The 24,283-nt window shown below is 63.2% G+C and carries 26 protein-coding genes and 1 pseudogene; 8 read left to right on the top strand and 19 right to left on the bottom strand.

The genetic code is table 11. From position 1 onward, the window contains the following. Nucleotides 1-349 precede the first annotated feature (349 nt). A complete protein-coding gene (locus QM996_RS03425; RefSeq protein WP_500269303.1) occupies nucleotides 350-742 on the top strand; it encodes a hypothetical protein in 393 nt (130 codons plus the stop codon). Between the two features lie 90 nt (nucleotides 743-832). Here QM996_RS03425 and QM996_RS03430 read toward each other — a convergent pair whose 3' ends face one another. Then, on the bottom strand, nucleotides 833-2,035 hold the full coding sequence (locus tag QM996_RS03430) for an MFS transporter (protein ID WP_500269304.1): 1,203 nt from the start codon (nucleotides 2,033-2,035) through the stop codon (nucleotides 833-835). Then, nucleotides 2,035-2,667 carry an NAD(P)H:quinone oxidoreductase gene (wrbA, locus tag QM996_RS03435; protein WP_500269305.1) on the bottom strand — a complete coding sequence of 211 codons (633 nt, stop codon included), beginning with the start codon at nucleotides 2,665-2,667 and terminating at the stop codon, nucleotides 2,035-2,037. Before wrbA ends, QM996_RS03430 begins: the two co-directional genes overlap by 1 nt. Nucleotides 2,668-2,770: 103 nt before the next feature. Here wrbA and QM996_RS03440 point away from each other — a divergent pair, with 103 nt between their 5' ends. Further along, nucleotides 2,771-3,688: a LysR family transcriptional regulator gene (locus QM996_RS03440; protein WP_500269306.1), complete on the top strand. Its 918-nt coding sequence runs from the start codon at nucleotides 2,771-2,773 to the stop codon at nucleotides 3,686-3,688. Nucleotides 3,689-3,979: 291 nt separating this feature from the next. Here QM996_RS03440 and QM996_RS03445 read toward each other — a convergent pair whose 3' ends face one another. Both QM996_RS03445 and QM996_RS03450 read right to left on the bottom strand, forming a co-directional pair. Continuing rightward, entirely contained in the window at nucleotides 3,980-4,816 is an 837-nt protein-coding gene (locus QM996_RS03445; RefSeq protein WP_500269307.1) for an aldo/keto reductase, read from the bottom strand. Nucleotides 4,817-4,919: 103 nt separating this feature from the next. Continuing rightward, a complete protein-coding gene (locus tag QM996_RS03450; RefSeq protein ID WP_500269308.1) occupies nucleotides 4,920-6,101 on the bottom strand; it encodes an MFS transporter in 1,182 nt (393 codons plus the stop codon). Between the two features lie 144 nt (nucleotides 6,102-6,245). On the opposite strand from QM996_RS03450, the gene QM996_RS03455 reads away from it, so the two are divergent. Next, complete coding sequence (locus tag QM996_RS03455) at nucleotides 6,246-7,139, top strand: LysR family transcriptional regulator (protein ID WP_500269309.1); 894 nt, start codon at nucleotides 6,246-6,248, stop codon at nucleotides 7,137-7,139. A 12-nt stretch (nucleotides 7,140-7,151) separates the two neighbouring features. Here the strand turns inward: QM996_RS03455 and tam are convergent, their stop codons facing one another. From tam to QM996_RS03485, 6 genes are all read right to left on the bottom strand, one after another. Continuing rightward, nucleotides 7,152-7,922 (bottom strand): trans-aconitate 2-methyltransferase, encoded by a 771-nt coding sequence (gene tam, locus QM996_RS03460; protein WP_500269310.1) that lies wholly within the window; start codon nucleotides 7,920-7,922, stop codon nucleotides 7,152-7,154. A gap of 10 nt (nucleotides 7,923-7,932) precedes the next feature. After that, on the bottom strand, nucleotides 7,933-8,595 hold the full coding sequence (locus tag QM996_RS03465; RefSeq protein WP_173515905.1) for a haloacid dehalogenase type II: 663 nt from the start codon (nucleotides 8,593-8,595) through the stop codon (nucleotides 7,933-7,935). Between the two features lie 190 nt (nucleotides 8,596-8,785). After that, entirely contained in the window at nucleotides 8,786-9,346 is a 561-nt protein-coding gene (locus QM996_RS03470) for a phosphatase (RefSeq protein WP_500269311.1), read from the bottom strand. A 106-nt stretch (nucleotides 9,347-9,452) separates the two neighbouring features. After that, nucleotides 9,453-10,136: a YoaK family protein gene (locus QM996_RS03475; protein ID WP_500269312.1), complete on the bottom strand. Its 684-nt coding sequence runs from the start codon at nucleotides 10,134-10,136 to the stop codon at nucleotides 9,453-9,455. A gap of 111 nt (nucleotides 10,137-10,247) precedes the next feature. Continuing rightward, nucleotides 10,248-11,288 (bottom strand): zinc-dependent alcohol dehydrogenase family protein, encoded by a 1,041-nt coding sequence (locus QM996_RS03480; RefSeq protein WP_500269313.1) that lies wholly within the window; start codon nucleotides 11,286-11,288, stop codon nucleotides 10,248-10,250. Next, entirely contained in the window at nucleotides 11,285-11,818 is a 534-nt protein-coding gene (locus QM996_RS03485; protein WP_500269314.1) for a GNAT family N-acetyltransferase, read from the bottom strand. The genes QM996_RS03480 and QM996_RS03485 overlap by 4 nt, the downstream gene beginning before the upstream one ends. A 152-nt stretch (nucleotides 11,819-11,970) precedes the next feature. Between QM996_RS03485 and QM996_RS03490 the strand changes: the two genes are divergently transcribed. After that, complete coding sequence (locus QM996_RS03490; RefSeq protein WP_500269315.1) at nucleotides 11,971-12,852, top strand: branched-chain amino acid aminotransferase; 882 nt, start codon at nucleotides 11,971-11,973, stop codon at nucleotides 12,850-12,852. A gap of 97 nt (nucleotides 12,853-12,949) precedes the next feature. Here the strand turns inward: QM996_RS03490 and QM996_RS03495 are convergent, their stop codons facing one another. The 3 genes from QM996_RS03495 to QM996_RS03505 form a co-directional block, all read right to left on the bottom strand. After that, nucleotides 12,950-13,465: a hypothetical protein gene (locus tag QM996_RS03495; protein ID WP_500269316.1), complete on the bottom strand. Its 516-nt coding sequence runs from the start codon at nucleotides 13,463-13,465 to the stop codon at nucleotides 12,950-12,952. Between the two features lie 211 nt (nucleotides 13,466-13,676). Continuing rightward, nucleotides 13,677-14,264 (bottom strand): TetR/AcrR family transcriptional regulator, encoded by a 588-nt coding sequence (locus QM996_RS03500; protein ID WP_500269317.1) that lies wholly within the window; start codon nucleotides 14,262-14,264, stop codon nucleotides 13,677-13,679. A gap of 153 nt (nucleotides 14,265-14,417) precedes the next feature. Then, complete coding sequence (locus QM996_RS03505) at nucleotides 14,418-14,756, bottom strand: hypothetical protein (protein WP_500269318.1); 339 nt, start codon at nucleotides 14,754-14,756, stop codon at nucleotides 14,418-14,420. Nucleotides 14,757-14,974: 218 nt separating this feature from the next. On the opposite strand from QM996_RS03505, the gene QM996_RS03510 reads away from it, so the two are divergent. Beyond that, nucleotides 14,975-15,577 carry a superoxide dismutase gene (locus QM996_RS03510; RefSeq protein WP_173515913.1) on the top strand — a complete coding sequence of 201 codons (603 nt, stop codon included), beginning with the start codon at nucleotides 14,975-14,977 and terminating at the stop codon, nucleotides 15,575-15,577. Nucleotides 15,578-15,660: 83 nt separating this feature from the next. Here the strand turns inward: QM996_RS03510 and QM996_RS03515 are convergent, their stop codons facing one another. Beyond that, nucleotides 15,661-16,353, bottom strand: coding sequence for a helix-turn-helix transcriptional regulator (locus QM996_RS03515; protein WP_500269319.1), 693 nt, complete (start codon nucleotides 16,351-16,353; stop codon nucleotides 15,661-15,663). 131 nt (nucleotides 16,354-16,484) lie between these two features. On the opposite strand from QM996_RS03515, the pseudogene QM996_RS03520 reads away from it, so the two are divergent. From QM996_RS03520 to QM996_RS03530, 3 genes and pseudogenes are all read left to right on the top strand, one after another. Continuing rightward, nucleotides 16,485-17,111 (top strand): annotated as a pseudogene (locus QM996_RS03520) (LysE family translocator). 235 nt (nucleotides 17,112-17,346) lie between these two features. Further along, nucleotides 17,347-17,793 carry a c-type cytochrome gene (locus tag QM996_RS03525; RefSeq protein WP_500269320.1) on the top strand — a complete coding sequence of 149 codons (447 nt, stop codon included), beginning with the start codon at nucleotides 17,347-17,349 and terminating at the stop codon, nucleotides 17,791-17,793. A gap of 207 nt (nucleotides 17,794-18,000) precedes the next feature. Beyond that, nucleotides 18,001-18,915 (top strand): c-type cytochrome, encoded by a 915-nt coding sequence (locus QM996_RS03530; RefSeq protein WP_500269321.1) that lies wholly within the window; start codon nucleotides 18,001-18,003, stop codon nucleotides 18,913-18,915. Between the two features lie 322 nt (nucleotides 18,916-19,237). On the opposite strand, the gene QM996_RS03535 is transcribed toward QM996_RS03530, so the two are convergent. The 5 genes from QM996_RS03535 to QM996_RS03555 form a co-directional block, all read right to left on the bottom strand. Then, nucleotides 19,238-19,825, bottom strand: a complete 588-nt coding sequence (locus QM996_RS03535; RefSeq protein ID WP_500269322.1) for a type 1 glutamine amidotransferase family protein — start codon at nucleotides 19,823-19,825, stop codon at nucleotides 19,238-19,240. Nucleotides 19,826-19,835: 10 nt separating this feature from the next. Beyond that, nucleotides 19,836-20,339, bottom strand: coding sequence for a GNAT family N-acetyltransferase (locus QM996_RS03540; RefSeq protein WP_058320326.1), 504 nt, complete (start codon nucleotides 20,337-20,339; stop codon nucleotides 19,836-19,838). Nucleotides 20,340-20,552: 213 nt separating this feature from the next. Next, nucleotides 20,553-20,966, bottom strand: a complete 414-nt coding sequence (locus tag QM996_RS03545; protein WP_247957937.1) for a MerR family transcriptional regulator — start codon at nucleotides 20,964-20,966, stop codon at nucleotides 20,553-20,555. Nucleotides 20,967-21,121: 155 nt separating this feature from the next. Beyond that, entirely contained in the window at nucleotides 21,122-21,619 is a 498-nt protein-coding gene (locus QM996_RS03550; RefSeq protein WP_500269323.1) for a hypothetical protein, read from the bottom strand. 104 nt (nucleotides 21,620-21,723) lie between these two features. Next, nucleotides 21,724-24,057 carry a glucose/quinate/shikimate family membrane-bound PQQ-dependent dehydrogenase gene (locus QM996_RS03555; protein ID WP_500269324.1) on the bottom strand — a complete coding sequence of 778 codons (2,334 nt, stop codon included), beginning with the start codon at nucleotides 24,055-24,057 and terminating at the stop codon, nucleotides 21,724-21,726. Between the last annotated feature and the right edge of the window lie 226 nt (nucleotides 24,058-24,283).

Consider the following 24,283-nt stretch of genomic DNA (forward strand, 5'->3'; position numbering starts at 1 on the left):
CTCCGTTTCGTCAATGAAAGCGGGCGGTTCGCGGTTTTAGCAAAGGCCCGTCATCGCTATGTGGCTCGCTCCTGTTATAGGTGGTGCAGTCACGCCCGGCAACTGGACTGTTCCCGTCCGGGGAGCGGGAAAGCGGATGGGTGGACGGTGCCCGGCTCGACGCCTTGCCAAGCCTGCGGCGCCGTGAAACCATCGGCTTTTCGCGGGCCGGGTGCCATTGAAGGAGGCCTGCAGATGCGGGCCGAAAGCCGTGAGTTGTTCGGCGCCGGCAGCCGTCGCCGCTTGTTATTTTCGAAGCGATCATTTACCTTGACGTCAACGTCAAAAACTCAATGAGGGAGTTAAGTCCATGAATGAACTGGTCACGCGCGTCGCGGAAAACGTTGGCATTGAGCCCGCAACGGCCGAAAAGGCTGTCGGCATGATCCTCGGTTTTCTGCAGCGCGAAGCCGCCGACGGCCCGGTCGCCAGGATGATCGAAGCGATCCCGGGCGCATCCGAGCTGATCGCCCAGTACAACGGCGAAGGTTCTGGTGGCGGCGGCCTGCTTGGTGGCCTGATGTCGGCGATCGGCGGCGGCGGCGTCATGGCGCTCGGCCAGCAGCTGATGAGCCAGGGCCTCGGCATGGGCGAAATCACCTCGCTCGCCAAGGAAACCATTGCCTTCGCCAAGGAAAAGGCTGGCGACGACGTGGTCGACGAAGTCGTCGCCTCGGTTCCGGGCCTCAGCCAGTTCGTCTGATCCGCGGACAATCCGTCTGAAATGCCAACCCACCGGTTCCGGCCGGTGGGTTTTCTGTGTGATGGATGATGTCTCAACGGGTGCCAATCATCATTTCCGCTGTGCCTTGCTCTGCAGAGTTCGTTCGAGCGTGGAGGAGAGAAGAATGCAGAAAAGGGCACCGACACCGATGAAGGCTGCACCCGAGGCCCAGCCGTAAAGTTCAATCGCCGTTCCGACCGCGACAGGGCCGACAAGCTGTCCGAGATTGCTGCCCTGCATCAGCAGCCCCATCGCCATCGGCGCAAGCGCCGGGCGAGGCGAAAGGATCGGCACCGATGAAATCAGCGTGGCGGGAATCAGGCCGCCGATCGCCGAAAACAGAACGCAGAGGCCAACGATCAGAACGTCGCCGGACTGACCCAGAAAGATCCACAGACCGGATGCGCCCATCAGCACCGCAGCGGTGGCGATCAGCCGTCCGCGGGCGAAGCCGCGCGACAGCAGATGACCAGCAGCGAGATTGCCGATGACATTCACCAGGGTGATGACGGCGCTGATGACGCCAACGGTTGCAAGCGAGACGTTCAAGCGCTCGACGAGCAGGATCGGCAGGAAACTGGAAAGCGTGAAGCTCATCAGGCTGAAGAGGGAAAACAGCACGAAGAGCAGCACCGGGCCGCGGCTTGCCAGCGTTTCGGTCACATCATTCCGGAAGCTGGCGACGGTGCTGGCTGTTTCTCGCGGTGGCGAAACAGCCAGGAAGACGGAAAATAGGCTTGCGAGTGTGATCAAGCCATTGCTCCACCAGATCGACCGCCAATCGGCAAAGAACGGTCCGATCAGCATGGCGGCCGCCATTCCCGCGGGCATGAAGCAGCTCCACAGCGAAAAGACGAGATCACTGCGATCGGTGCTCACGAGACGCATGAGGATGGCAGGCCCGGCGACGACGACGAGCAGGAACCCGAAACCTTCGAGGATGCGCGACAGAAGGAGGAGCGTGAAAGCGTGGCTGGCCGCTCCGGCGAAGGAGCCGAGCACCAACATAGCCATCCCGACGCCGAGCAGGCGCCGATCCCCCGCCGCCGCGACGATCGCGCCGGCAACCATGCCGCCGACGACGCCGACGATGGCGAAGACGGAGGTGATCCAGCCGAGCGCGGAGAGGTCGAGCCCGAGGTCGGACTGAAGCAGCGGGCCGGCAATCAGCCCCTTGCCGACCTGCATCGCTGCGACCACGCCCGCCACGACGACGGTCAACACGCCCGCCCAATCGGTTCTCTCGCGAACGAAGATTGCGGCTGTGGTCATCAGGCGATCTCCGCCACGCGCGCACGCCCGGCGACCAGTGCTGCCGCCAGTTCTGCGACGTGGCGTCCCTGGAATCGTGCGCCTTCCAGCTCGTTGGTGCTCGGCCGACGGTCGCCGCCGTTGCCGTCGTCGGCAAGGGTAGAGGCACCATAGGGCGATCCGCCGGTGATTTCGTCCATGCGCATCTGACCCTTGAAGCTGTAGGGCAGGCCCGCAATCACCATGCCGAGATGGAGAAGCACGGTATGGGTGGCAAGGATCGTCGATTCCTGGCCGCCATGCTGGCTGCCCGTGGAGGTGAAGACGCTGCCGATACGACCGACCAAGGCATCCCGCGCCCAGATGCCGCCCGCCTGATCGAGAAAGTTCTTCATCTGCGCTGCCATGTTGCCGAAGCGCGTCGGCGTGCCGATGATGATCGCGTCATAGTCCGGCAGTTCCGTGACCGTCGCGATCGGCGCGTCCTGATTGCGCTTGTAACCCGCCTTGATAGCAACGGCTTCCGGCACGATTTCTGGCACGCGCTTCAGCGTGACGGTGGCACCGGACGCCCGCGCGCCCTCGGCGACGGCCTTCGCCATGGTCTCGATGTGACCGTAAGACGAGTAGTAGAGTACGAGTATCCTGGCCATCCGGCTTCCTTCCTCGGGGTGCTGCTGTTCGGATAAAGATGGTGGCTTTATTTGATCTGATGAAGTGACATAAAATTCATCAACTTGATCTCTGGAATCGATCATGCTGGATGCCCTGACCCTCGACCAGATGCGGACCTTCGTTACCGTCGCCGAAAGCGGAAGTTTCCGTGCCGGTGCCGCCAGGCTTTCACGCGTGCAGTCGGCGGTCAGCCACGCCATCGCCAATCTCGAGTCGGAACTCGGCGTCGCCCTGTTTGACCGCTCGGGCCATCGGCCGGCGCTGACACCGGAAGGGCAGGCGCTGCTTGCCAATGCCCGCGACATCCTGCTGCGAGTGGACGCCATGCGGGCCCGGGCACGCGGGCTTGGCGAGGGAATCGAGCTCGAGCTTTCGTTGATCGTCGACACGCTCTTCCCGATCGAGACGGTCGGATTGGCGCTGAACGAGATGCGGACGAGCTACCCCAATGTATCCATCAGGCTCGCGGTTTCGCCACTGGGCGGGCCGCTGGATGGTCTCGTCGAACGCCGCTTCACCCTCGGTATCATGGTTGGCGAGGATTTCCGCGATCCGGCGATCGCCCGCCAGGCGCTCTCGACGGTTCAAATCGTTGCGGTCGTGGCTGCCCATCATCCTCTTGGGCTCAGTGCCGGCGACGGCGCACTCGAAAACGCCGAACTCGCCGACCACCTGCAGATCGTGCAGTCGGATCCGTCGCAGCGCACGGCGGGGCGGGATTTCGGCGTGCTGTCGCCGCAGACCTGTCGTGTCAGCAGCCAGGATACCAAATATGCGATGATCCGGGCCGGTCTCGGCTGGGGCCGGCTACCGCTCTGGCAGGTGCAGCGGGATCTCGATGAAGGCCGGCTCGTGCGCATGCCGACGACGGCCCTCGGCCGCAACAGCCAGGTCGGCGCCGAGTGCTATCTCACCCACCGGATCGACGAGCCGCTCGGGCCTGCCGCACGCATTTTCGGGGAGGCGCTTGCCCGGCTGAGTGCTGCCCCTGGATCATGATGATTTTGAGCCAGGTCAACGCCAATTGATCGTGATCGGTTCACATTAGTCGGAGCGGAATACGAGCGGAATACGCCTTTTCTCATTCCGCTCTAGCGGCGACCAGCGAGCGCAAAGGCGAGGGCGAAGATCACGAGCCCGTACCGACGCCGGCGCGGCAGGATTGGTCGGAGCGGGATAGGAAAAGTGTGCGCGGTTTTCCGCCCGCATCCCGCTCCAATCCAAGAGAGCGGGATAGGAAAAGTGTGCGCGGTTTTCCGCCCGCATCCCGCTCCAATCTAGGAGAGTCGATCAGGCGGCCTTGTCCCAGACCGGTGCGAGACCGTCCGGATTGACGATGCGGCCATCCGGGCGGGCCAGGGCGTGGATTTCCGCCATCTCGCCGTCACCGAGCGCGAAGTCGAAGATCGCGAAATTCTCCTTCAGGCGATCGATCGTCGCCGTCTTCGAAAGCGTGATCACGTCCTTCTGCTGCACCAACCAGCGCAGGGCCACTTGCGCGGCCGTCTTGCCGTGGCGCGCGCCGATTTCGTTGAGCAGGGAATCGCTCGGCACCTTGCCGTTGGCCATTGCGTAATAGGCGGTGATCGACATGCCGTGCTTTCGGGCAGTCTGAAGCACCTTGGTCTGGTCGAGATAGGGGTGGTACTCGACCTGGTTGGTGGCGATCGGCGCATCGCTGAGCTTCACGGCTTCTTCCATCTGCGCCGTGTTGAAGTTGCTGACGCCGATGTGGCGGACCTTGCCGGCCTTCTGCACGTCGTTGAGGGCGCCGATGCGCTCTGCCATCGGTACGTCGCTGCCGCCCGGCCAGTGCAAGAGCAGCAGGTCGACATGGTCGGTCCTCAGCTTCTTCAGGCTCTCGTCGACCGAGGCGAGGAAGTCGCGATACGCATAGTTGTCGACCCAGACCTTGGTGGTGAGGAAGATGTCGGCGCGCGACACGCCGGAATTATGGATGGCTTCGCCGACCTCGGCCTCGTTGCCGTAGATCTGCGCCGTGTCGACGTGGTGGAAGCCGAGCTTGAGCGCTTCCGGCAGCACCCGCAGCACGTCAGCGCCAGGCATGCGGAAGGTGCCGAAGCCGAGCGCTGGAATGTTGGCGCCGTTTGAATTGACGGAATGCATGGTGGGTAACTCCTTGTACTTGACCTGCTGCACTTGGCGAGCGCCCGGCCGGATGGCCGGGCGAGAAAGGAACGATCTATAGGTGGTCCTCGAGGGCGGCGGATCAAGCCGGTTGGTAGGCGGCGCCGGCTCGACGATCAAGAACGCCGCTCAAGAGCGTAAGCATCAGGGCGGCCGCGACGAGCAGGGCACCGATGATCGGTGTCATGCCGAGACCAAGCGGCGAGGCGACGACCACGCCACCGAGCCAGGCGCCGACGGCAATGCCGAGGTTGAAGGCTGCGATGTTGAGCGCCGAGGCGACATCGACCGCACCCGGACGGTACTGCTTGGCAAGCTGCACCACGTAGAGCTGCAGGCCCGGCACGTTGGCGAAGGACAGGAAGCCGAGCGCGGCAAGCGTCACCAGCGTCAGCGCCGGCGCGGGAGCGGTGAAAGTAAAGAGCACGAGCACAGTCGCCTGGGCCAGGAACAGGCCTACAAGCGCCTTTACCGGGTCGCGATTGGCGATCTTGCCGCCGGCAATGTTGCCGATGGCGATGGCAACACCATAGAGCACGAGAATCAGGCTGACGGCTCCTTCGGAGAAGCCGGTGATGTCCTGCAGGATCGGCGCGAGGAAGGTGAAGGCGACGAATGTGCCGCCGTAGCCGAGCGCGGTCATGGCAAAGACGATCAGCAGGCGGCCGGAACCGAGCACACGCAACTGGTCGATGAGCTTGGCCGGCGGCGCCTTGGAGAGCGTGTTCGGCAGCAGGCCAACGATCGCGGTGAGCGCGATGACGCCGAGACCGGTCACTGCCCAGAAGGTGGCGCGCCAGCCGAAGGTCTGGCCGATCCAGGTACCGAGCGGCACGCCGGTGACGATCGCGACCGTGAGGCCCATGAACATCATGGCAATGGCCGAGGCGCGGCGATCCTCCGGGACGAGGTCGGCGGCGATGGTCGAGCCGACCGAGAAGAACACGCCATGGGCAAAGGCGGAAATGACCCGCGCGACGAGCAGGGGCTCATAGCTGGGGGACAGTGCGGCGGCGGCGTTGCCGACGATGAACAGCGCCATGAGGCCGATCAGGAGCGGCTTGCGCTCGATCCGGCCAGTCAGCGCCGTCAGCACCGGCGCGCCGAAGGTGACGCCGAGCGCATAGACGCTGACGATCAGGCCGGCGAGCGGCAGGGTGACATTGAGGTCGGTGGCGACTGTCGGAAGTAGGCCGACGATCACGAATTCCGTTGTTCCGATCGCATAGGCCGCGATCGTCAGCGCAAGGATAGCAATGGGCACGACGAGACCTTTCCCACCCGGCTGGGAGGGGCCGGGCGCGTTGGTTGTTGATGAAATCGAAGCGGAATATGAGCCTTTGCACTCCGCAAGATAATAAGCATAATCGGACAAAGGACTGTGAATTCGTTTCAAAGGTGACGACCCATGGACAATCGGGCGGGTGAGATGGAGGTCTTTGTTGCCGTGTCGGAGACCCGCAGCTTCTCGGCCGCGGCGCGACGCCTGAAGCTGTCGCCGTCTGCAGTCAGCAAACTGGTGACGCGCATCGAGGACCGGCTCGGCACACGCCTTCTCGTGCGCTCGACCAGGACCTTGCAACTGACGCCGGAGGGAGAGGTCTACCTTCAGCGAGCGCAGCGAATTCTGACCGAGATCGTCGAGACCGAACAGCTCGTCGCCGCCGGCGGCCGCATGACACCGCGTGGGCTTTTGCGTGTGAATGCCGCCGTCGGCTTCGGCGAGCGCTACATCATGCCGCTCGCGCCGGAGTTCCTCGCCCGCTACCCGGAGGTGCGGCTGGATCTGACCTTGACCGACAGCATGATCGACGTGGTCGGCGAGAGGGCAGACGTGGCGATCCGCACCGGTCCCTTGCGTGATTCATCGCTGAAGGCACGCAAGCTCATGGAAAGCCGCCCGGTGGTGATCGCATCGCCCGCCTATCTGGAAAGGCACGGGACACCGCAAACGCCGGATGAACTCGACGGCCACAATTGCATCCGCTTCAATTTCCGTCGCAGCGTCGACGAATGGGCGTTCCGCATGCCCGGGCAGCCGGCCGCGGAACTGCGCTCGGTCTTCGGCAACATGCAGGTTTCGAGCGGTTCGATCGTCCGCCAGCTTTGCCTTGCCGGCATCGGCATCGGCCGTATCGGCCGCTTCCACGTCGAGCCGGACTTCGAAGCGGGAACGCTCGTACCGTTGCTTGAAGATTATCAATCGGGCGAGATCGAGACGGTCTACGCCGTCTATGCAGGCCATGAGCATCTCGCCGCCCGTATCCGCGCCTTCATCGAATTTCTGGTCGAACGTATTTAACGCAGGTCGGCGCTACGCCTTCACCGCGACGATGAAAAGTCTCGGGAAGCGCAGAAGGACCTTGCCGTCGCTCATCGCCGGATAGGCAGCGCGGATCCGGTCCGTGTAGTCGGCAACGAAGGCGTCGCGCTTGTCTTCTGGCACGGCGTCGAGATAGGGGCGCAGGCCCGTACCTTTCACCCATTCGACGATCGCCTCGGCATTGGCGAGCCGGTGATAGTAGATTGTGTGCCAGACCTCGATGCTGGCCGCCTGTGGCGCCAGGCATTCGACATAGGTTGCGGGGCTCGGCATGGGATTGCGGCGGATGGTCTTGCCGGCAAAGGCATCGGTGAAAGCCGGGCTGCGAGCCGTCTGCTCCATCAGCAAATGGCTCGGCTCTCCAAGATTGTCCGGCATCTGGACCGCAAGCGTGCCGCCCGATGCGAGTGCCGCCATCAGTCTTTCGAAGACAGTTAGATGGTTCGGAAGCCATTGGAAGACAGCGTTGCCGTAAAACAGCGCCGCGCCGGCAGGTGGGACCCAGTTTGCGAGATCCGCCTTCTCGAAGGTGATGCCGGGCAGCCGCTTGGCCGCCGCAACGAGCATGTTCTCGTCGCTATCGAGGCCTGAAAGCGTGGCCTCGGGAAACCGGTCGCGGATGAGTTCGGTGGAGTTGCCCGGGCCGCAGCCGAGGTCGAAGGCGACGCCATCGGGCAGGTCTGGCACTTGGGCAAGAAGGTCTCTGGCTGGCCGGGTGCGTTCGTCTTCGAACTTCAGATATAGCGCAGGCGACCAGACCATCGGGGATCCTTCAGATACCGAATTGCAGGCTTTCGAGAGAGGGCAGGATCAGCGCCGGCCCGTGATCACGATACTCGTCCGGCATGTCCGCGCGGTTGATCCATACGGTGCGGAAGCCGAATTTCGTCGCCCCGGCAATGTCCCAGCGGTTCGACGACTGGAAGGAGACGGCATGCGGATAGAGCCGGTAGCCGGTTGTGACGATGTCGTAGACGGCAGGCGCGGTCTTGAAGGCCTTCACCGCGTCGACGGAAAAGACGTCGTCGATGATGATGTCGAGCGCCGCGTTGCGGACCGCAGAGGCGAGCATGGCCGGCGAGCCGTTGGAGAGGATGGCGATGCGCGCGCCGCGCTCCTTGAGCCCTTTCAGAACCGCCGGCACTTCCGGATAGCAGTCGAGCGCCCAATAGGCGTCGAGCAGCCGCTTGCGAAGCTTCGGGTCGGCGGAGGGAAACCGTGCGAAGGCGTAGTCGAGCGATTGTTCGGTCAGTTGCCAGAAATCCTGATAGCTGCCCATCAGCGAGCGCACCCAGGAATATTCGAGCTGTTTGGCGCGCCAGAGTTCGGAGAAAGCCTGCCCGTCCGGCCCGATTTCCTCAGCGTGGCGCCTGACAGCCGCATGCACATCAAAAAGCGTGCCGTAGGCGTCAAACACATAGGCCGCGTGGGACATCTTTTCCTCCCGTCATTTGTCTTCGGCACTGGCGGGACAAGATCGAATCGCCCGTCAAAGCCCATCCGAAAACAAAGGCTTACAGCATCATGCCTGATCAGGCAGCCAACTGTCACCGTTCTTTCGTGGGATCATGTCAAATCTTTGTGCAATGCACAATATCTGGCAGGGCGGCTGCAGAATTCTCGCGTCAGCTTTTGCCTGGCTTCCAGATTTTCGCCGGGAAGCGCAGCGCCTGCTTGGCGAGCTTGCCCTTGAGGCCGAGCGCCGTGTCGCAGAGGTTGACCACATGCCGGTTCGGCTTGGCCTCCGGCCGCAGCGCATGGAGCGCCGCGGCGGCGTCTTCCGGCGGCATGTAACGCGCCAGGATGCCGAGGGTGAGCGCGGTCGCGCGGCCGATCCCCCTCAGGCAGTGGACGAGCAGATGTGCGTCTTCGGGCAGACGGTCGACAAAGGCGAAGGCGGCCTCGATCGCCTCCCGACGGGCTGCATCCGGTTCGTCCGGATCGGTGCTGTCGCCAAAAAAGAGTTCCAGGTGCCGCTCCGGCGGCAGCTCGATCATCGAGAGCAGCCGGCTGCCGGGGGCGCGGATCGAGATCAGATGCGTCGGCGCCCAGAGCGCCCGGTTGTGCCGCGCTTCTGTTTGCGAGCTGACGATCGCCCGGACCGGCCAGCCGGCCGGATGCGCCGGATTGGCCTTGAGAACGGGATGGTAGAGTTCATCCCCGGTAACGGCTGCCGCAAGCGCCATGACAGGACCTCGCTGTGATTCTTCCGAGCGGATTTTGCCCTGAAATCGGTCGAGGCTTAAGGGCAAAATCTTGGAACTGGTGAAAAGCTGCCGGCAGGGCAGGGCATCAGCCCGAATGGATATAGCGCCGCGACCAGTGGGACGGCACGAGAACGGTGGCAAGCGCGAGCCCGGTGCTGAGCGCAAAGGACGCCCAGAGCGAGGCCGCGCCGAAGTGGTGCTGCAACACGGCGCCCGCAACCGCGCCTGAGAACATGCCGAGCCACGGGACGATCTGCACGAACCATTGACGGTTTTTGTTGCCGAGCAGCCAGCGGCCGAGACCCCGCCCAAAGCGGGAAAGTGCCCCGGTGACATAGGTAAGCCCGATCGGCAGCCCCTCGATATGTTCGACAGCCGCGTTGACCAGGCCCATGGAGAGCACGACGCCGTAGAAATAGAAGGGTCGCGCCATAAGGGGCCCGAAACCGGCGCAAAGCATCAGCACGAGACTGACCGTCGAGAGAACGCCGACGACGCCGAGGCGCGCGGCTACGATCACGCCAAGCGCGTTACCGATGATGAACGCCCCGAGCGCGCCGACGAGCAACAGCGCACCGGTGAAATTGCCTTCACCAAGTGCGATCGCCGCCCGGGTCGTGTTGCCGCTCATGAAGGAGACGAAATCGCCGATGCTCAGGAGCCCGATTGCGTCGGTCATGCCGGCGAGGAATGAGATCGTCGCAGCAATGGCCAGCGCCGTGCCGGTGCGCTGCCGCTTGATCAATCTTCGCCGTCTCGCAATGGTCATCTGCCTTGCCCCCTGTCGGGAACGAGCTTTAGCCCAGGCAGCAAGTGAGTCGAAATGGGTGTGTTCGGCGTTCGCTCGTCGATCGCTCCGATCCGGCTGTCCATGTCCGCATTAAAACCGCGTGATGACGCTGATGCCGAGGTCGATCGCACGATCCATGGCGGTCAGCGCAGGGATCGCCTCGGCGAGCGAGATCTCCCGGCCGATCAACTGTTGCGGCTTCAGCTTGCCGTCGGCGATCATCGCGAGCATGGCGTCGTAGCGCCAGGCCTGCATGCCGTGGCTGCCGTAGATCTCGAGCTCGTGGCCGATTACCTGCGCCATCGGGATCTGCGGCGTCGCCTGGTCGCCAAGCATCAGGCCGACCTGGACGTGACGCCCGCGCCGGCGCAGGTTCTTGATCGAGTTGAAGCAGGTCACTGGATTGCCGAGGGCGTCGATGGAGACGTGCGCGCCGCCGCCGGTGATGTCCTTGACGGCTGCCGCCACGTCCTCGACCTCGCGGCCGTTGATCGTCGCGATGGCGCCGATTTCTTTGGCGAAGGCGAGCTTGTCCTCGGCGATGTCGATCGCGATCGGCTGGGCGCCGAGGGCGGCCGCGATCATAATCGCCGAAAGACCGACACCGCCGCAGCCATGCACGGCCACCCATTCGCCGCCCTTGACCTTGGCCTGGTCGGCGACGGCGCGGAATGAGGTGGCGAAGCGGCAGCCGAGGCTCGCGGCCGTGGTGAAGTCCATGCTTTCGGGCAGGTGCACGAGGTTCTGGTCGGCAAAGTCGAGCGCGACATATTCGGCGAAGGAACCCCAATGGGTGAAGCCCGGCTGGAACTGCGCCTCGCAGACCTGCTGGTTGCCCGAGCGGCACTCGCCGCAGCGGCCACAGCCGGAAACGAAGGGCACGGTGACCCGGTCGCCGACCTTGTAGCGCATCACTCGGCGGCCGGCAGCGGTGACCACGTCCGCCAACTCGTGGCCCGGCACGTGCGGCAGCCGGATATCGGCGTCATGGCCCATCCACCCGTGCCAGTCGGACCGGCAAAGCCCCGTCGCCTCGACCTTGATGACCACGCCATTTTCCGTCGGAGTCGGATCGGGAAGCGTCCGGATTTCCGGCGTCTTCTCGAACGCGTCGTAATACATGGCTTTCATCGGGGCACTCCTTGCGATGTCTGAACAGATGCGGCGCGACCATCGATGTGGCGGGCCATCAGGATTTCGTCGACTTCTTCGTCTCCGTCGAGCAACCCGCCCGGAACGCGCCCGATTGCTCGGAACCCTTCGCGCTCATAGAAGCGGATCGCGGTCTCGTTGTCGGCGCGGGCGACGAGCTCCAGCATCCGAATACCGGCCGAACGGGCATGCTCGGTCAGATACCCGAGAAGTTGGTGCGCTACGCCGGACCCGCGTGCTTCGTCGCGCACATAGACCATGATGATCGTGGCCCGGTGCGCCAGCCGGCTCGCGCGCTCCCGCATCAGGCCCATCATGCCGAGCGGCTCGTCCCCGTCGAGCGCGACGAAGACGGCGTTGGCGGTCAGTCTCGCTTGCCATTCCGCCGTCGAAAGCCGCTCCCAGTCCGCCGCGGTCGAAGCGAAGGCCTGTGGCTCGCGGGTGAGCGCTTCCAGCCTTATACGGCGGAAGAGGTCCACGTCTTCCTCTTCGAGATGCTTGATGCGCATGGCTTTCCCTTCCTTTGCGCAAGAGACTAAGCGAGACGTCGTCCCGGTGCCAGAATGGCCGCTATGACATTTTTTGATATACCCATTCACCCCGATGCTGCTTTTTTGGGCTATGCCGAACGAACGGAACAAGGAAAGTGAAGGAGACGCCGATGGCCGTCGATACATCCCCCCGCTCAGTGACCTGGACCTATGTCGATGGTGAATGGCTCTCGGGCAACCCGCCGCTGATCGGCCCGACCTCGCACGCGATGTGGCTGGGCTCGACGGTCTTCGACGGCGCCCGCGTCTTCGACGGCGTCGCGCCCGACCTTGATTTGCATTGCCAGCGCGTCAATCGCTCGGCGACCGCACTTGGCCTGAAGCCGACCATGGCGGCCGAAGAGATCGAGGCGCTGACCTGGGAAGGCGCCAAGAATTTCGATGGCAAGACCGCGCTTTACGTCAAGCCGATGTACTGGGCCGAACACGGCGCCGCCGGCGTCGTCGCCATCGATCCGGAATCGACCCGTTTCGCGCTCTGCCTGTTCGAAGCGCCGATGGGCAATGGTCATGGCGGCTCGTCGCTCACGCTCTCGCCCTTCCGCCGGCCGACGCTGGAATCGATGCCGACCGACGCCAAGGCCGGCTGCCTCTACCCGAACAATGCGCGCATCCTGACCGAGGCCCGTTCGCGCGGCTTCGACAATGCGCTCGTGCGCGACATGCTCGGCAACATCGCCGAGACCGGCTCTTCCAACGTCTTCCTGGTCAAGGACGGCGTCGTCTTCACGCCGGCCGCCAACCGCACCTTCCTCGCCGGCATCACCCGATTCCGCGTCATGACGCTGCTGCGTGAAGCTGGTTTCGACGTGGTCGAGGCAACATTGACCATGGCCGATTTCGAAGCGGCCGACGAGATCTTCACGTCCGGCAACTATTCCAAGGTGCTGCCAGTGACACGCCTCGAAAGCCGCGACCTGCAAGCCGGCCCGGTCGCCGCCAAGGCCCGCGATCTCTACATGGATTGGGCGCACGCGGCGCGCGACGTCTGAAACAATCCGAAGGTCCCGACACCGAGCGCGAGGTCTGCCGCGCTCGGACGGTATACACTCGGGGTGCGGCCGAACGCCGGTCGCTTGCTTCCCGCCTTCAGCGGGAGAGGGAAGCGCGCGCCCTGACCGCGGCGCGCTTATGGATCAGATAGGCCTGGACTGAAATACCCGACAGGAAGATCAGCAGCCAGACGAGCAACGTCGTTTGCACGATCGGCGATTCCGGCCCACTTGCGAGCGGCTGCGAGGCCGGCAGACGTTTCAGCGTTTCGGCGACCGCCGGCACAATCAGCAGGAAGTAGGTGAAGGAGAGGCCGAGCGTCGTCAGATTGGGTTTGAGGCGGCCGAAGAAGTCGACGCGTGCAGCGGCAAGGCTTCCAGCGATCACAAGCAGCGTGACGATGCCAAGCGCATGCCCTGCATTGAAGCCGCCGGTGCTCGACAGCCCCACCGTTGTCAGCACGGCGAGAACGAGAGTGGCGAGATAGATCTTGCCGGAGCGCGTCGCGGGGTCGATCGCGCCATGGCGGGCGAAGCCGTAAAGCCCCGCGACGACGGGCGCCAGGCTGATTGCCGTATGTATGATGCCAAGGGTGGACAGCGGATTTGCCATGATCTTGCTCCTTCCAATCTTATCAACCGACTAGTTGGGCAATGGTTCAAAAAAGAGATGCGCTTGCTTATGCCGGCGCATCGGGGTCCTTCGCAGTCAACTTATGCCAACTGCGGGCTTTCTGGCGTTACCGTGGGAACAGCCCTCGCGGAGTCTGCGTCGCCATTGTTGCGGCTTTGTGATGTCGAAACAATGCCTGCGAAGCCGTCGATCATATCGTCCTGGTGGTCAGAAGCTGATTCATTGCGCGACGGGCGATAACGGAAAACACGCTTGGATCGGAGCCGGCGACCCGTGCGGCCAGCATGGCGCCGTGGACCGAGGCAATCAAGGAATCGGCCGCCACTGCCGATCCATGCTCGGCCCTAAGCACGCCTTTGGCGACGCCGTCGTCGATCACCGCGCGGAGCCAGCCGGCGAGATCGGCGAAATGGCTACGCACCTGCTGAACGACAATTTCCGGCAATGACGGGATCTCGGAGGCGAGCAATGCGCCGATGCAGAACGGCATATCCTGCCGGCGAATGCAGTCCTCCCAAAAGCCGATATAGGCGTCAAGCCGCGCCACCGGATCGGCGACGGCCGCCAGCAGCCCCTCGACGTGGCGGCGATTGTTCTTGCGGTAACGCGCAAGCACCGCCGCCGCCAGATCCGCCTTGGTCGCAAAATGATGATGGATCGTTGCTTTGCCGACCCCCACTTCGGGCGCAATGTCGGCATAGCTGAATGCGTTGTAGCCCCTCGACACCATCAGGCGTTCCGCGACTTCCAGGATCTTTTCGTAGGTCTCGCTCACCATGGCGAAAGCTCTACCAACTGGTCGGTTGGAGCTCAAGCTGTAATCGGTGTCCGAGCATAGCGGCGGCGCAAGACGTTCGACCTGCCAATAGTTCATCCGTCAGGTCGAACGTCAGACTGCGAGTGGTGATCGTCGCGTGTCAGCGCCGGTTGCTCACTTGGCCTTTTCCGGTGCCTTGATGATCACCGTATCGGGTGCCAGTTCGCCGCCGACTTCGACCGTCTTCTTCTGCTTGTCGAAGACGCAGATCCGGGTCACGGCCGTGTCGGATCCTTTGGGCGTGCCGATCATCAGCGCCAGGCCGAAGCTTTCCGAGCCAAAGGGATCGACGACCGCGCTTGCCTTTTCGAGCGACGAGGCAGCGGCGAGGCATTTTTCCGAAACTTCGGCCCGGAAGGTCTCCCACGCGTCGCCGGAGGAGGCTGCGGCATTGGACGCGAGCAGCGCCGCGGCAGCGGAAAGGGCGAGGGCGTGGATCAGGCGCGATGGCATGGGCAGTCCTTCTGCATGGTTGTGGCGGTTGAAAGGCTGCACGCAAACCGTGGCGCGATTGTGCTCGAAAGTGTCATGCTTTCAAAATGATGTTGAAAGTATATTCCGTGGGTTGAGGAAAAAATGGCATTGCATCGGTTGCCTCCATGGGGGCTGGTGCCTATGTTCCCGCTCACAGATTTCCCTCACGAAATCCCATGCCAAGAGGAGATGCCCACATGGCCTTCGAATTGCCGAACCTTCCCTATGACTACGATGCGCTGGCGCCCTACATGTCGCGCGAGACGCTCGAATATCACCATGACAAGCACCACCTTGCCTACGTGACCAACGGCAACAAGCTCGCTGAAGAAGCCGGCCTCTCCGACCTGTCGCTCGAGGAAATCGTCAAGAAGTCCTACGGCACCAACCAGCCGCTGTTCAACAATGCCGGCCAGCACTACAACCACATCCACTTCTGGAAGTGGATGAAGAAGGGCGGCGGCGGCACCAGCCTGCCGGCCAAGCTCGAGGCGGCCATCAAGTCCGATCTCGGCGGCTACGACAAGTTCCGCGCCGATTTCATCGCCGCCGGCACCGGTCAGTTCGGCTCGGGCTGGGCCTGGCTTTCGGTCAAGAACGGCAAGCTTGAAATCTCCAAGACCCCGAACGGCGAGAACCCGCTCGTTCACGGTGCTTCGCCGATCCTCGGCGTCGATGTCTGGGAACATTCCTATTACATCGACTACCGCAACGCCCGTCCGAAGTACCTCGAAGCCTTCGTCGACAGCCTGATCAACTGGGACTACGTGCTCGAAATGTACGAAGCGGCTGCCAAGTAAGCCGTCCGTCTTCAGTGCATGACGTTTGGGCCCGGCGCTTGCGCCGGGTCTTCGTTTGCAGCGGCCTGCTGTCGCGTGAGGCGTCAGGCTGCCGGCGGCCTACGCCAGCCGCTGATCCACAGTTCCCGAAGGCGGTTTCCCTCGCCCGGGAAATAGGCGTCCGCCGCTTCGCAATGTTCGACGCGATCGGCCCGGAAATTGCGGATCGCCTTCCGCAGCTCACACCAGGCAACGATGTTGGCGGTTTCGGAATAGTAGATCAGCGCCACCGGCTGGATCGTTCTCTCCGTCGCTCGGCCGAGCTCGTCGCGATAGTTGAGTTCGAGCTTCTGTTCGTCGCGGATTGCCCGGCGCACCAGGGCAAGATCGATGCCGGCGGGCGAGGGGGCAATCGTTCCCCAGGCGTGCAGCGCCTGCGAGCGGAAGGCGAGCCTGAGCGGCTCGGGCACTGCGGCGGTGATCTTCTGGTTGACCCTGACGGCCGCCGCCTTCAGTTCCTCGTCGCCGGTCCGCGACAGCAGCGCCAGCGCCACGGCAATCGCTTCCGTTTCTTCGATCGAAAACATCAGCGGCGGCAGGTCGAAGCCGGGCCTGAGGATATAGCCGATGCCGCGGCCACCCTCGATCGGCACCCGCATCGCCTGGAGTGCTGCGATATCACGGTAGATCGAGCGCACCGTCACCTCCAGCGTCGCGGCCATCGCCGCTCCAGTTACCGGTTTTCGGGCAAGTCTGAGGATCTGGATGATCTCGAAAAGCCGTGCCGCCTTGCGCATCGAAAACCGCTCCCGTCATCAACGCTCCTGACAATACCTTGTCAGTAGCCCGGATTTATACCATCAGCCAACGAGTTGAAAAAACAGCAATTCGTCTAGGGAAGTGAAAAATCGGGCGATGGACAACTGACATGACGTACACGGAAAATCTCTGGCTCTTCTTCACCTTGCTTTTCGGCATCATCATCGTGCCGGGCATGGATATGGTCTTTGTTTTGGCCAACTCGCTAACGGGTGGGCGGGCCTCCGGCCTGTCGGCGACGGCTGGCATCATGGCGGGCGGCGTGTTGCACACGCTCTATGCGGCGCTCGGCGTCAGCGTCATCCTCCACCTCGTGCTAGGGCTCTTCAACGTGCTGCTTGTCGCGGGTGCTGCCTATATCGCCTGGATCGGTCTTTCGCTTGTCAGGAGTTCGATCACCATCGGCGGGATAGAAGGCTCGGGGAGGCTCTCCCGCTGGGCGAGCTTCCGGCAGGGTGCGCTGACGAGCCTGATGAACCCGAAGGCCTATCTCTAGGCGGTCTATCCGCAGTTTCTCAAACCGCAGTTTGGGCCAATCTGGTCGCAGGCCCTGGTCATGGCCGCAATGATCGCGACGACGCAACTCGCGATATATGGCGGCCTGGCGCTCGCCGCCGGCCGCGGCCGCGATTTCCTGGTCGGCAGCCCCGGCGCAACGGTGTGGGTCGGTCGCGCCGCCGGCGTCGTGCTCATTCTGGTCGCAGTCTTCACCATTTGGCAGGGCTGGGCGAATTGACGTTCATCATGCGGACGGTCGAAGTATAAATATGAATACAAAAGTCATGTTTATTCGGTGATCGACCGAAAGCCCGGAAAACAAGGCGGCCATTCGAAATTCTGTTGTCGTAACAAGCACATCAAAAAAATGTTACTTCCGCAGAATACGCAAGATGACATCATGCCGCCGCATTGGACATGAAGGCCAGCCAGGCAGATTTGCCAAACCGATTTGATTTGACCGGGAGATCCTGATGAAAATACGCGCACTCATGTTGGCAGCCGCTCTTGCGGGCCTGGGTGTTACTGCCGTGACGGCAGCCGACGAGCCGCAGGTGGTTCGCCAGCAGGCGATGAAGAAGGTGGGGGCAGCAACCGGTGCACTTGCCGGCATCGCCAAGGGCGAGAAGCCCTATGACGCGGATGTCGTCAAGGCGTCGCTGACGACGATCAGCGAAACGATGAAGACCTTCCCCGAGCATTTCCCGACGGGTTCCGAGACGGGCCACGAGACCGAGGCGAGCCCGAAGATCTGGGAAAACATGGACGACTTCAAAGCCAAGGCCGCCAAGCTCGGCACCGATGCTGCGACGGTTCTGGCACAGCTTCCCGCTGACCAGGCGGCCGTCGGTACTGTCCTCGGCGGCATCGGCAAGGACTGTGGCAGCTGTCACGAGAGCTATCGCCTGAAGAAGGATTGATGGGCGGCGACGTCGCATCATGTTGACAAGAGAGGCACGCGCCCTCGAGTCGCGTGCCTCGATCTGTTTTTGGGACCAGTCCGCTTGCGGCTACAGCGCCGCGCGTCTTATCAGACGCGCAAAGGTCGCTGTAGGACTTTGATTTGCTGCATTCTCCTTAAATCGAGGTCGATTTAAGGAGACATGCAGTAGGCACGAGGGGTGACAATGGGTCGTCGCACAAGAAAGCTGATTTCGGGTCTTGTGGTGTTGGGCGTTGTCGGTGGGGCAGCCTTCTGGTGGCTGACGAAGCCGGCGCCGTGGAGTGCCTCTCATTGGGAGGGGCTTGGCGAGCCTGATCTCGCCAATGGCGAACAGGTCTTTTGGGCCGGCGGCTGCGTGAGCTGTCATGCCAAGCCGGGCGCCGAAGGCGACGCTCGCCTCGTTCTCTCCGGCGGCGCACCGCTGAAGAGCCCGTTCGGAACCTTCCATGCACCGAACATCTCGCCTGATGAGACCGCCGGCATCGGCGGGTGGACACTTGCCGATTTCGGCAACGCGATGACCCGCGGGGTGGGACGCGATGGCGAGCATCTCTATCCGTCCTTCCCCTACGGCTCCTATGCGCGCATGACGGCGAAGGACGTCAACGACCTCTGGGGCTACATGAAAACCCTGCCGAAGAGCGCCGACGTGGCGCCGCCGCACGAACTGCCGTTCCCCTACAATATGCGGATGGCGCTCGGTGGCTGGAAGCTGCTGTTCCTCACCGACAAGCCGCGCGTCAGCGTTGACGGCAACGATCCGAAACTCACGCGCGGCCAATATCTCGTCGAGGGGCCGGGCCATTGCGGCGAATGTCATACGCCCCGAAATGCGATTGGCGGCTTCGAGCCTAACCAGTGGCTTGCCGGTGCGCCGAACGCGGGAGGTAAAGGCCGCATCCCCAACATCACGCCCGGCTCCAAGAGCATCGGCGGCTGGAGCGCCTCTGATATCGCCTCCTATCTCGAAACCGGGTTCACCCCGGAATTCGATTCCGTCGGCGGTTCCATGGTCGAGGTGCAGAAGAACATGGCGAAACTGACGCCGGCCGACCGGGAGGCGATTGCAGCCTATCTCAAGGCGGTTCCGGCGCTCTGACGCTACAGCGCCACGCGTCTTATCAAACGTCGCTGTAGCACTTCGATTTGCTGCATGTCTTCGTCCTCAAATCGAGGCTGACTTAAGGAGACATGCAGTAGATCTTCGCAGTAGGACGCACTCAACTCGTTCTGCATGCTTCCTTGATCGTCACGGAAGGAAGGGCAAAGCATGCAGGAATTCAAGATGCTGCGGTGATCTTTGTGCGTCGAGAGGGGCGTGCGTTGCTGCGGGACAATGGGGAGGGGACTGAATGTGCCCACACGAAACCGTGCCCTATGACCAGTCCAGCCGCTCCGACCTGCGTCCCAAGTGGCGGTTCTCAGCCGACGCTGGCGCTTTCGTTCACCAGATGCTCATGTCCGTAGAGTGCCAGAAAGCCGTCGAGTTCCGGCGAGCCGAGGCCAAGGCCGCGCAGGATCTCGGCGGCAAAACTGATCGGTGCGGTTCCTGCGGCGGTGACGACATGGCCGCTGCGCAGCGCCTGCGACTGATCGCGATAATGCGGCCCACCGCGATAGCCGGGCAGCGCCGCAAGGCTTTCGCCGCTGTTGCCGGTGTGGTTGACGCCGTTGAGAAGACCGCTTGCGGCGAGCGCGTTGACACCGCCGCAAATGGCCGCAACCACGCGCTTGTCGCGATCGAAAGCGCGGATCGTCGCTGAGAGATCAGGAGCCTCATCTGTCTCCCAGATCGATCCGCCGCAAATCACCAAGCCGTCGAAACCCGCAGGATCGAGCGCGTCGATCGACAGATGCGCCGAGACGTCGAGGCCACCCATCGACGTCACGCGGGCACCGTCGGCGGTGGCAACGTCGATTTCTACGCCAAGATGGGTGCGCGCCGCCGCCATCAACAGCGCACATTCCCAATCGGCGAAGCCTTCACAGAGCACGATTGCAAGGCGCATCGTTCCGTCCTCATCCAAGCTTCTGCATATAGCGCATGCCGGTCACCGGACGAGGCACGAAGCGTTCGGATTCGTAGAAATGATGCGCCTGGAAATTGCCGGTGGCGGCACTGACCGAAAGGAAGTCGCAGCCGGCCATCTTCGCCTGCTCGCGCGCCTTGGCAACGAGGTGACGGCCGATGCCGGTGCCGCGGCTTTCAGGGCGAACGAAGAGATGGTGCAGTTCCATGCCGCGGGCGCCCTCGGCGGCCCGGTAGATCGGCACCAGGATCGCGTAGCCGATCAGCCGGTTGCCGGCCTCGGCAACGAGCGCGGTGATCCAGGGCGTGCGGCCGAAGAGGTCGCGCTCGAGCTGCTCCGGCGTGATCGGCGCGGCATCGCCATGGTGGGCGGCCAGTTCGGCGATCATCTCGCGCAATTCCGGCAGGTCGCGCTGCTTGGCGCAGCGGATCGTGACCATCGGCGGCCGCGCCGACGGGACGGGATGAAGGGTGGGGATGGCGGTCTGTAGCATGTCTCGGCTCCTCGGGTTCTCTCGCCATCAGGAGCCGGAAAAACAAAAGCCGCCTGATGGCGGCCTTGTTGAATATGATCAGCAGGCCGCTCCTATCGGAACAGCCAAAAATACACGCGGCAAATGGGTGCGTTCTTGATCATGGGCGCTAGATTGTTCGTTTTCGCGATTTTGTCAACGGGGATTTTTCGCGCGGTCATTATCCCTGTGATCTCAGTGCTCGCTCTCGCACATCGAGTGGTCGGCCAAAGCCCGGATCACATAGCAGTCGCCCACCGTGTGATTGCCGTGGCAGGCGACGATGCGTTCCAGTTCCTGCTCCAGCTTCTTCAGCCGGGCGATCTTCTCGCGAACGGTCGCCAGATGTTCGCTGGCGATCCGGTCGGCTTCGCCGCACGGGCGTTCCGGATGCTGACTGAGGGCGAGCAGATCCCGGATCGAATCGATCGACAGGCCGAGATCGCGTGCGTGACGGATGAAGGCCAGTCGCTCGAGTTCGCTTTTCTCGTAGCGCCGCTGGTTGCCTTCGGAACGCTCGGGCGCCGCGATCAGCCCCATCTGCTCGTAATAGCGAATGGTCGGAATTTTCACGCCGGTGCGCCGTGAGAGATCGCCGATGGAATACATGTTCGCCTCAAACCTATAGCTCCTGGAGCAATAGATAGTTGCGCGCTGTTGGGTGTCAATGGTGGGGTGAGGGAAAGACCCGTCTGGGCCCTCCCAAATTCGGAGACCGGGGCCTCGGCATCAATTCTGGCCCGGCCTGGCCGTAGTCAGGTTTGTTACCGAGGAACGAGAGCAAGATCCCGTCGAAGAGATCGCTCTCCTCCAGTTGCGCCGATGTCGGTGGCCGCGTTGTCGCGCTGCTTCTCGACGCCCATCGCACGTTCGATGGCTTGACGGATTTCGTCCTCGACCGCCTTGCGCTGCTCAGAGTCCATCGCCTTCAGGTCTTCTTCGCTGAGACCGAGCGATTCGAGGATCTGCGCGCGGATCTGTTCCGCCAGGCTCATCTTCGCCCGCTTCAGGAACTCGTCGCTGACCGAATTGCCCGAGGGAGCCGCCCCTTCCTTGTCCGTGATCGAGGCCGTGCCGGGTTCGCCGCGGGTTGCGGTCGCCCACAAGGCGTTGGAGAGCGCGTTCGAGGTCGACGGCGGTGCGATTGTCGGGGCAAGCCGCGGGCGCGCATCGGTGCCGGTCTCTTCAATCGGCGAAACCGTACCCATCTGCTGGCGGCGCTGGGAGAAGTAGTAGCTCGAGATGCTGTTGTCGATCTTCATGGGAATCCCCCGGAATCTGTCGTCCGGGGGAAGCTGCTTTTGCGGGCTTGCGTGGAGCTTGCTACTGCAACCTTCTAGCGAGAATTAGGGATGCTTCTCGCGCGTCAGGGCAGGGTGTAGGCGATGATGTAGTCACCCGGCCGGGTGCCGACCGAACCGTGGCCTCCGGCGACGATCATCACATATTGCTTATCGCCAACCGCATAGCTCATCGGTGTCGACTGGCCGCCGGCGGGCAGGCGGGCTTCCCAAAGCTGGCGGCCGGTCGTCAGGTCATAGGCGCGCAGATAATCGTCGACCGCAGCACCCAGGAAGGCGACGCCGCCCTTGGTGATCATCGGTCCGCCGATGCCCGGCACGCCGACCTTGAACGGCAACGGCAGCGGCGTCATGTCCTCGACGGTGCCGTTCTTGTGCTTGTAGGCGATCTTGCCGGTCCTGAGGTCTGCGCCGGCGACATAGCCCCATGGTGGCGCCTGGCAGGGAATGCCGAGCGGCCCGAGGAAGGGACCCATGAAGACGCCATAGGGCGCGCCTTCGTTACGGTTGAGGCCTTGTTCCGATCCTTTCTCGTCCTGCCCCCTCGGCGGAATCTGATCGCGAGGCACGAGACGCGACGTGAAGGCGAGGTAGGTCGGCATGCCGAACATCACCTGCCGTTCCGGATCGACGGCGACGGAGCCCCAATTGAAGGTGCCGAAGTTGCCGGGGTAGACGAGCGTTCCCTCGATCGACGGCGGCGTGTAGCGCTCCTCGTATTTCAGCGACCGGAACGCGATGCGGCAGGCAAGCTGGTCGAAGAGCGTGATGCCCCACATGTCCTTCTCCTGCAGTGGCGAAGGCATGAAGGTAAGGCCCGAGACTGGCTGGCTCGGCGCACTGAAATCCTCGGGGATCGCCCCACCCGGCGCCTGGACCTCCTCGATGGGGATGATCGGCTCGCCGCTTCTGCGGTCGAGCACGTAGATATCGCCCTGTTTCGTCGGCCCGACCAGCGCCGGCACCACCGTGCCGTCGTCCTTGGTGATGTCGAGCAGGGCCGGCTGCGCCGGCACGTCCATGTCCCAGAGATCGTGGTGCACGGTCTGGCGGACCCAGCGCACCGCGCCGGAATTGATGTCGAGCGCGACGATCGAGGACGAATATTTCTCGACGTGCTCGCTGCGCCCCATGCCGAGCTGGTCCGGCACCTGGTTGCCCATGGGGATGTAGACCAGGCCAAGCGCTTCGTCATAGCTGAAAACCGACCAGCTGTTCGGCGAGTTGGTCGTGTAGGTTTGCCCCACGGGAAGCGGCGTCGTCACATCCGGATTGCCGCTGTCCCAGTTCCAGATCAGCGCGCCCGTGTTGATGTCGAAGGCACGGATGACGCCGGATTGTTCCTGGGTCGAATAGTTGTCGTTGACGGCGCCGCCGATGATGAGCTTGCCGGCCACTGCCACCGGCGGTGACGTCGAATAGTAGTAGCCGGCCGGATTGTACTTCATGCCCGTTTCGAGACGCAGCACGCCGTTGTCGGCGAAGCCGGTGCAGACCGAGCCGGTCGCCGCGTCGAGCGCGATCAGGCGTGCATCGGAGGTCGGCAGGTAGACCCGCTCGGCGCAGGGGCTGCCGGGTGCTGCGGCCGGGTCGGCCCAATAGGTGACACCGCGGCAGGTCTGATGCTGGCGATCGGGATTCATGCCCGAGTTGGAATCATATTTCCATTTCTCCTCACCGGTCGCTGCATCGAGCGCGATCGCCCAATTGTGCGGCGTGCAGGCATAGAGCGTATCTTTCACCTTGAGCGGCGTGACCTGATAGGTCGTCTCCCCGACGTCGTCGGGCCGTTTGACGTCGCCGGTCTGGTACTGCCAGGCAAGCTTGAGGGTGCCGACATTGTCCGGCGTTATCTGCTTGAGCGGCGAGTACCTTTGACCGAACGGCGTACGCCCGTACTGGTGCCATTCGCCCGGAGGCACCGAGCCTCCAAGCGGCGGACTGGCGGCAACGACATCGCTTGGCAGATCTCCGCGAATGTCGTGCGGGTCCTGCGTCAGGGCATACCCGGCCACGCCGATCGCGATGAGCACGGCGATCGCCAGCGGCCAGCCGCTCACCGCGTAGCGCTCGCCCGTTGGGCTCTCGAAGCCAAGCGGACGACGGACGGACGGCAGCAGCAGCCAGAGCCCCAGAAGCACGATGACACCGCCGCGCGGGCCGAGCTGCCACCAGTCGAAGCCGACCTCGGAGACCGCCCAGCCGAGCGATCCGAGGACGATGAACGCATAGAGCCAGATCGCCGCCGATTTCCGCATAAACATGAGCACGGCCGTCAGTAGGAAGCCGATACCGACGACGAGATAGTAGGGGCTGCCGCCGAGCATCAGCAGCTTGGCTCCGCCACCGCCGAGCACGAGGCCAATGAGAGCGAAGACCATGGCCGTCAGGATGAGCATGATGGAAACTCCCGCATTGAAGAAAGGTGCCGCGGCACGGTTTTTTCCATAACGCCGGTCCCGTTCGGGGCCGCGTGAGACAGGTCGGTTTCGGAGTTGGCGGCCGCAAGCGATGTCGCGGCAGCCGGGTGTGGAAAGGCGCGCCTGGCACTTACCGGTAGCACCTAACGCGCCGCATCTGCCTTTCAATAGCCACAATTCCGCAACGCGGAAATTTAGGGTTATG

The sequence above is a fragment of the Sinorhizobium chiapasense genome (assembly GCF_045277575.1).
Classification (GTDB): Bacteria; Pseudomonadota; Alphaproteobacteria; order Rhizobiales; family Rhizobiaceae; genus Ensifer; species Ensifer chiapasense_A.

Excerpts from the sequence above, each read along its gene's own strand:
- QM996_RS03555 (WP_500269324.1), bottom strand. The coding sequence starts at position 24,057 with ATGCTCATCCTGACGGCCATGGTCTTCGCTCTCATTGGCCTCGTGCTC.
- tam (WP_500269310.1), bottom strand. The coding sequence starts at position 7,922 with ATGGTCTGGTCGCCTGCGCTATATCTGAAGTTCGAAGACGAACGCACC.
- QM996_RS03480 (WP_500269313.1), bottom strand. The coding sequence starts at position 11,288 with ATGAAAGCCATGTATTACGACGCGTTCGAGAAGACGCCGGAAATCCGG.
- QM996_RS03510 (WP_173515913.1), top strand. The coding sequence starts at position 14,975 with ATGGCCTTCGAATTGCCGAACCTTCCCTATGACTACGATGCGCTGGCG.
- QM996_RS03530 (WP_500269321.1), top strand. The coding sequence starts at position 18,001 with ATGGGTCGTCGCACAAGAAAGCTGATTTCGGGTCTTGTGGTGTTGGGC.
- QM996_RS03465 (WP_173515905.1), bottom strand. The coding sequence starts at position 8,595 with ATGTCCCACGCGGCCTATGTGTTTGACGCCTACGGCACGCTTTTTGAT.
- QM996_RS03445 (WP_500269307.1), bottom strand. The coding sequence starts at position 4,816 with ATGCATTCCGTCAATTCAAACGGCGCCAACATTCCAGCGCTCGGCTTC.
- QM996_RS03455 (WP_500269309.1), top strand. The coding sequence starts at position 6,246 with ATGGACAATCGGGCGGGTGAGATGGAGGTCTTTGTTGCCGTGTCGGAG.
- QM996_RS03515 (WP_500269319.1), bottom strand. The coding sequence starts at position 16,353 with ATGCGCAAGGCGGCACGGCTTTTCGAGATCATCCAGATCCTCAGACTT.
- wrbA (WP_500269305.1), bottom strand. The coding sequence starts at position 2,667 with ATGGCCAGGATACTCGTACTCTACTACTCGTCTTACGGTCACATCGAG.
- QM996_RS03550 (WP_500269323.1), bottom strand. The coding sequence starts at position 21,619 with ATGAAGATCGACAACAGCATCTCGAGCTACTACTTCTCCCAGCGCCGC.
- QM996_RS03485 (WP_500269314.1), bottom strand. The coding sequence starts at position 11,818 with ATGCGCATCAAGCATCTCGAAGAGGAAGACGTGGACCTCTTCCGCCGT.
- QM996_RS03475 (WP_500269312.1), bottom strand. The coding sequence starts at position 10,136 with ATGACCATTGCGAGACGGCGAAGATTGATCAAGCGGCAGCGCACCGGC.
- QM996_RS03495 (WP_500269316.1), bottom strand. The coding sequence starts at position 13,465 with ATGGCAAATCCGCTGTCCACCCTTGGCATCATACATACGGCAATCAGC.
- QM996_RS03490 (WP_500269315.1), top strand. The coding sequence starts at position 11,971 with ATGGCCGTCGATACATCCCCCCGCTCAGTGACCTGGACCTATGTCGAT.
- QM996_RS03430 (WP_500269304.1), bottom strand. The coding sequence starts at position 2,035 with ATGACCACAGCCGCAATCTTCGTTCGCGAGAGAACCGATTGGGCGGGC.
- QM996_RS03500 (WP_500269317.1), bottom strand. The coding sequence starts at position 14,264 with ATGGTGAGCGAGACCTACGAAAAGATCCTGGAAGTCGCGGAACGCCTG.
- QM996_RS03505 (WP_500269318.1), bottom strand. The coding sequence starts at position 14,756 with ATGCCATCGCGCCTGATCCACGCCCTCGCCCTTTCCGCTGCCGCGGCG.
- QM996_RS03545 (WP_247957937.1), bottom strand. The coding sequence starts at position 20,966 with ATGTATTCCATCGGCGATCTCTCACGGCGCACCGGCGTGAAAATTCCG.
- QM996_RS03535 (WP_500269322.1), bottom strand. The coding sequence starts at position 19,825 with ATGCGCCTTGCAATCGTGCTCTGTGAAGGCTTCGCCGATTGGGAATGT.
- QM996_RS03470 (WP_500269311.1), bottom strand. The coding sequence starts at position 9,346 with ATGGCGCTTGCGGCAGCCGTTACCGGGGATGAACTCTACCATCCCGTT.
- QM996_RS03525 (WP_500269320.1), top strand. The coding sequence starts at position 17,347 with ATGAAAATACGCGCACTCATGTTGGCAGCCGCTCTTGCGGGCCTGGGT.
- QM996_RS03425 (WP_500269303.1), top strand. The coding sequence starts at position 350 with ATGAATGAACTGGTCACGCGCGTCGCGGAAAACGTTGGCATTGAGCCC.
- QM996_RS03540 (WP_058320326.1), bottom strand. The coding sequence starts at position 20,339 with ATGCTACAGACCGCCATCCCCACCCTTCATCCCGTCCCGTCGGCGCGG.
- QM996_RS03440 (WP_500269306.1), top strand. The coding sequence starts at position 2,771 with ATGCTGGATGCCCTGACCCTCGACCAGATGCGGACCTTCGTTACCGTC.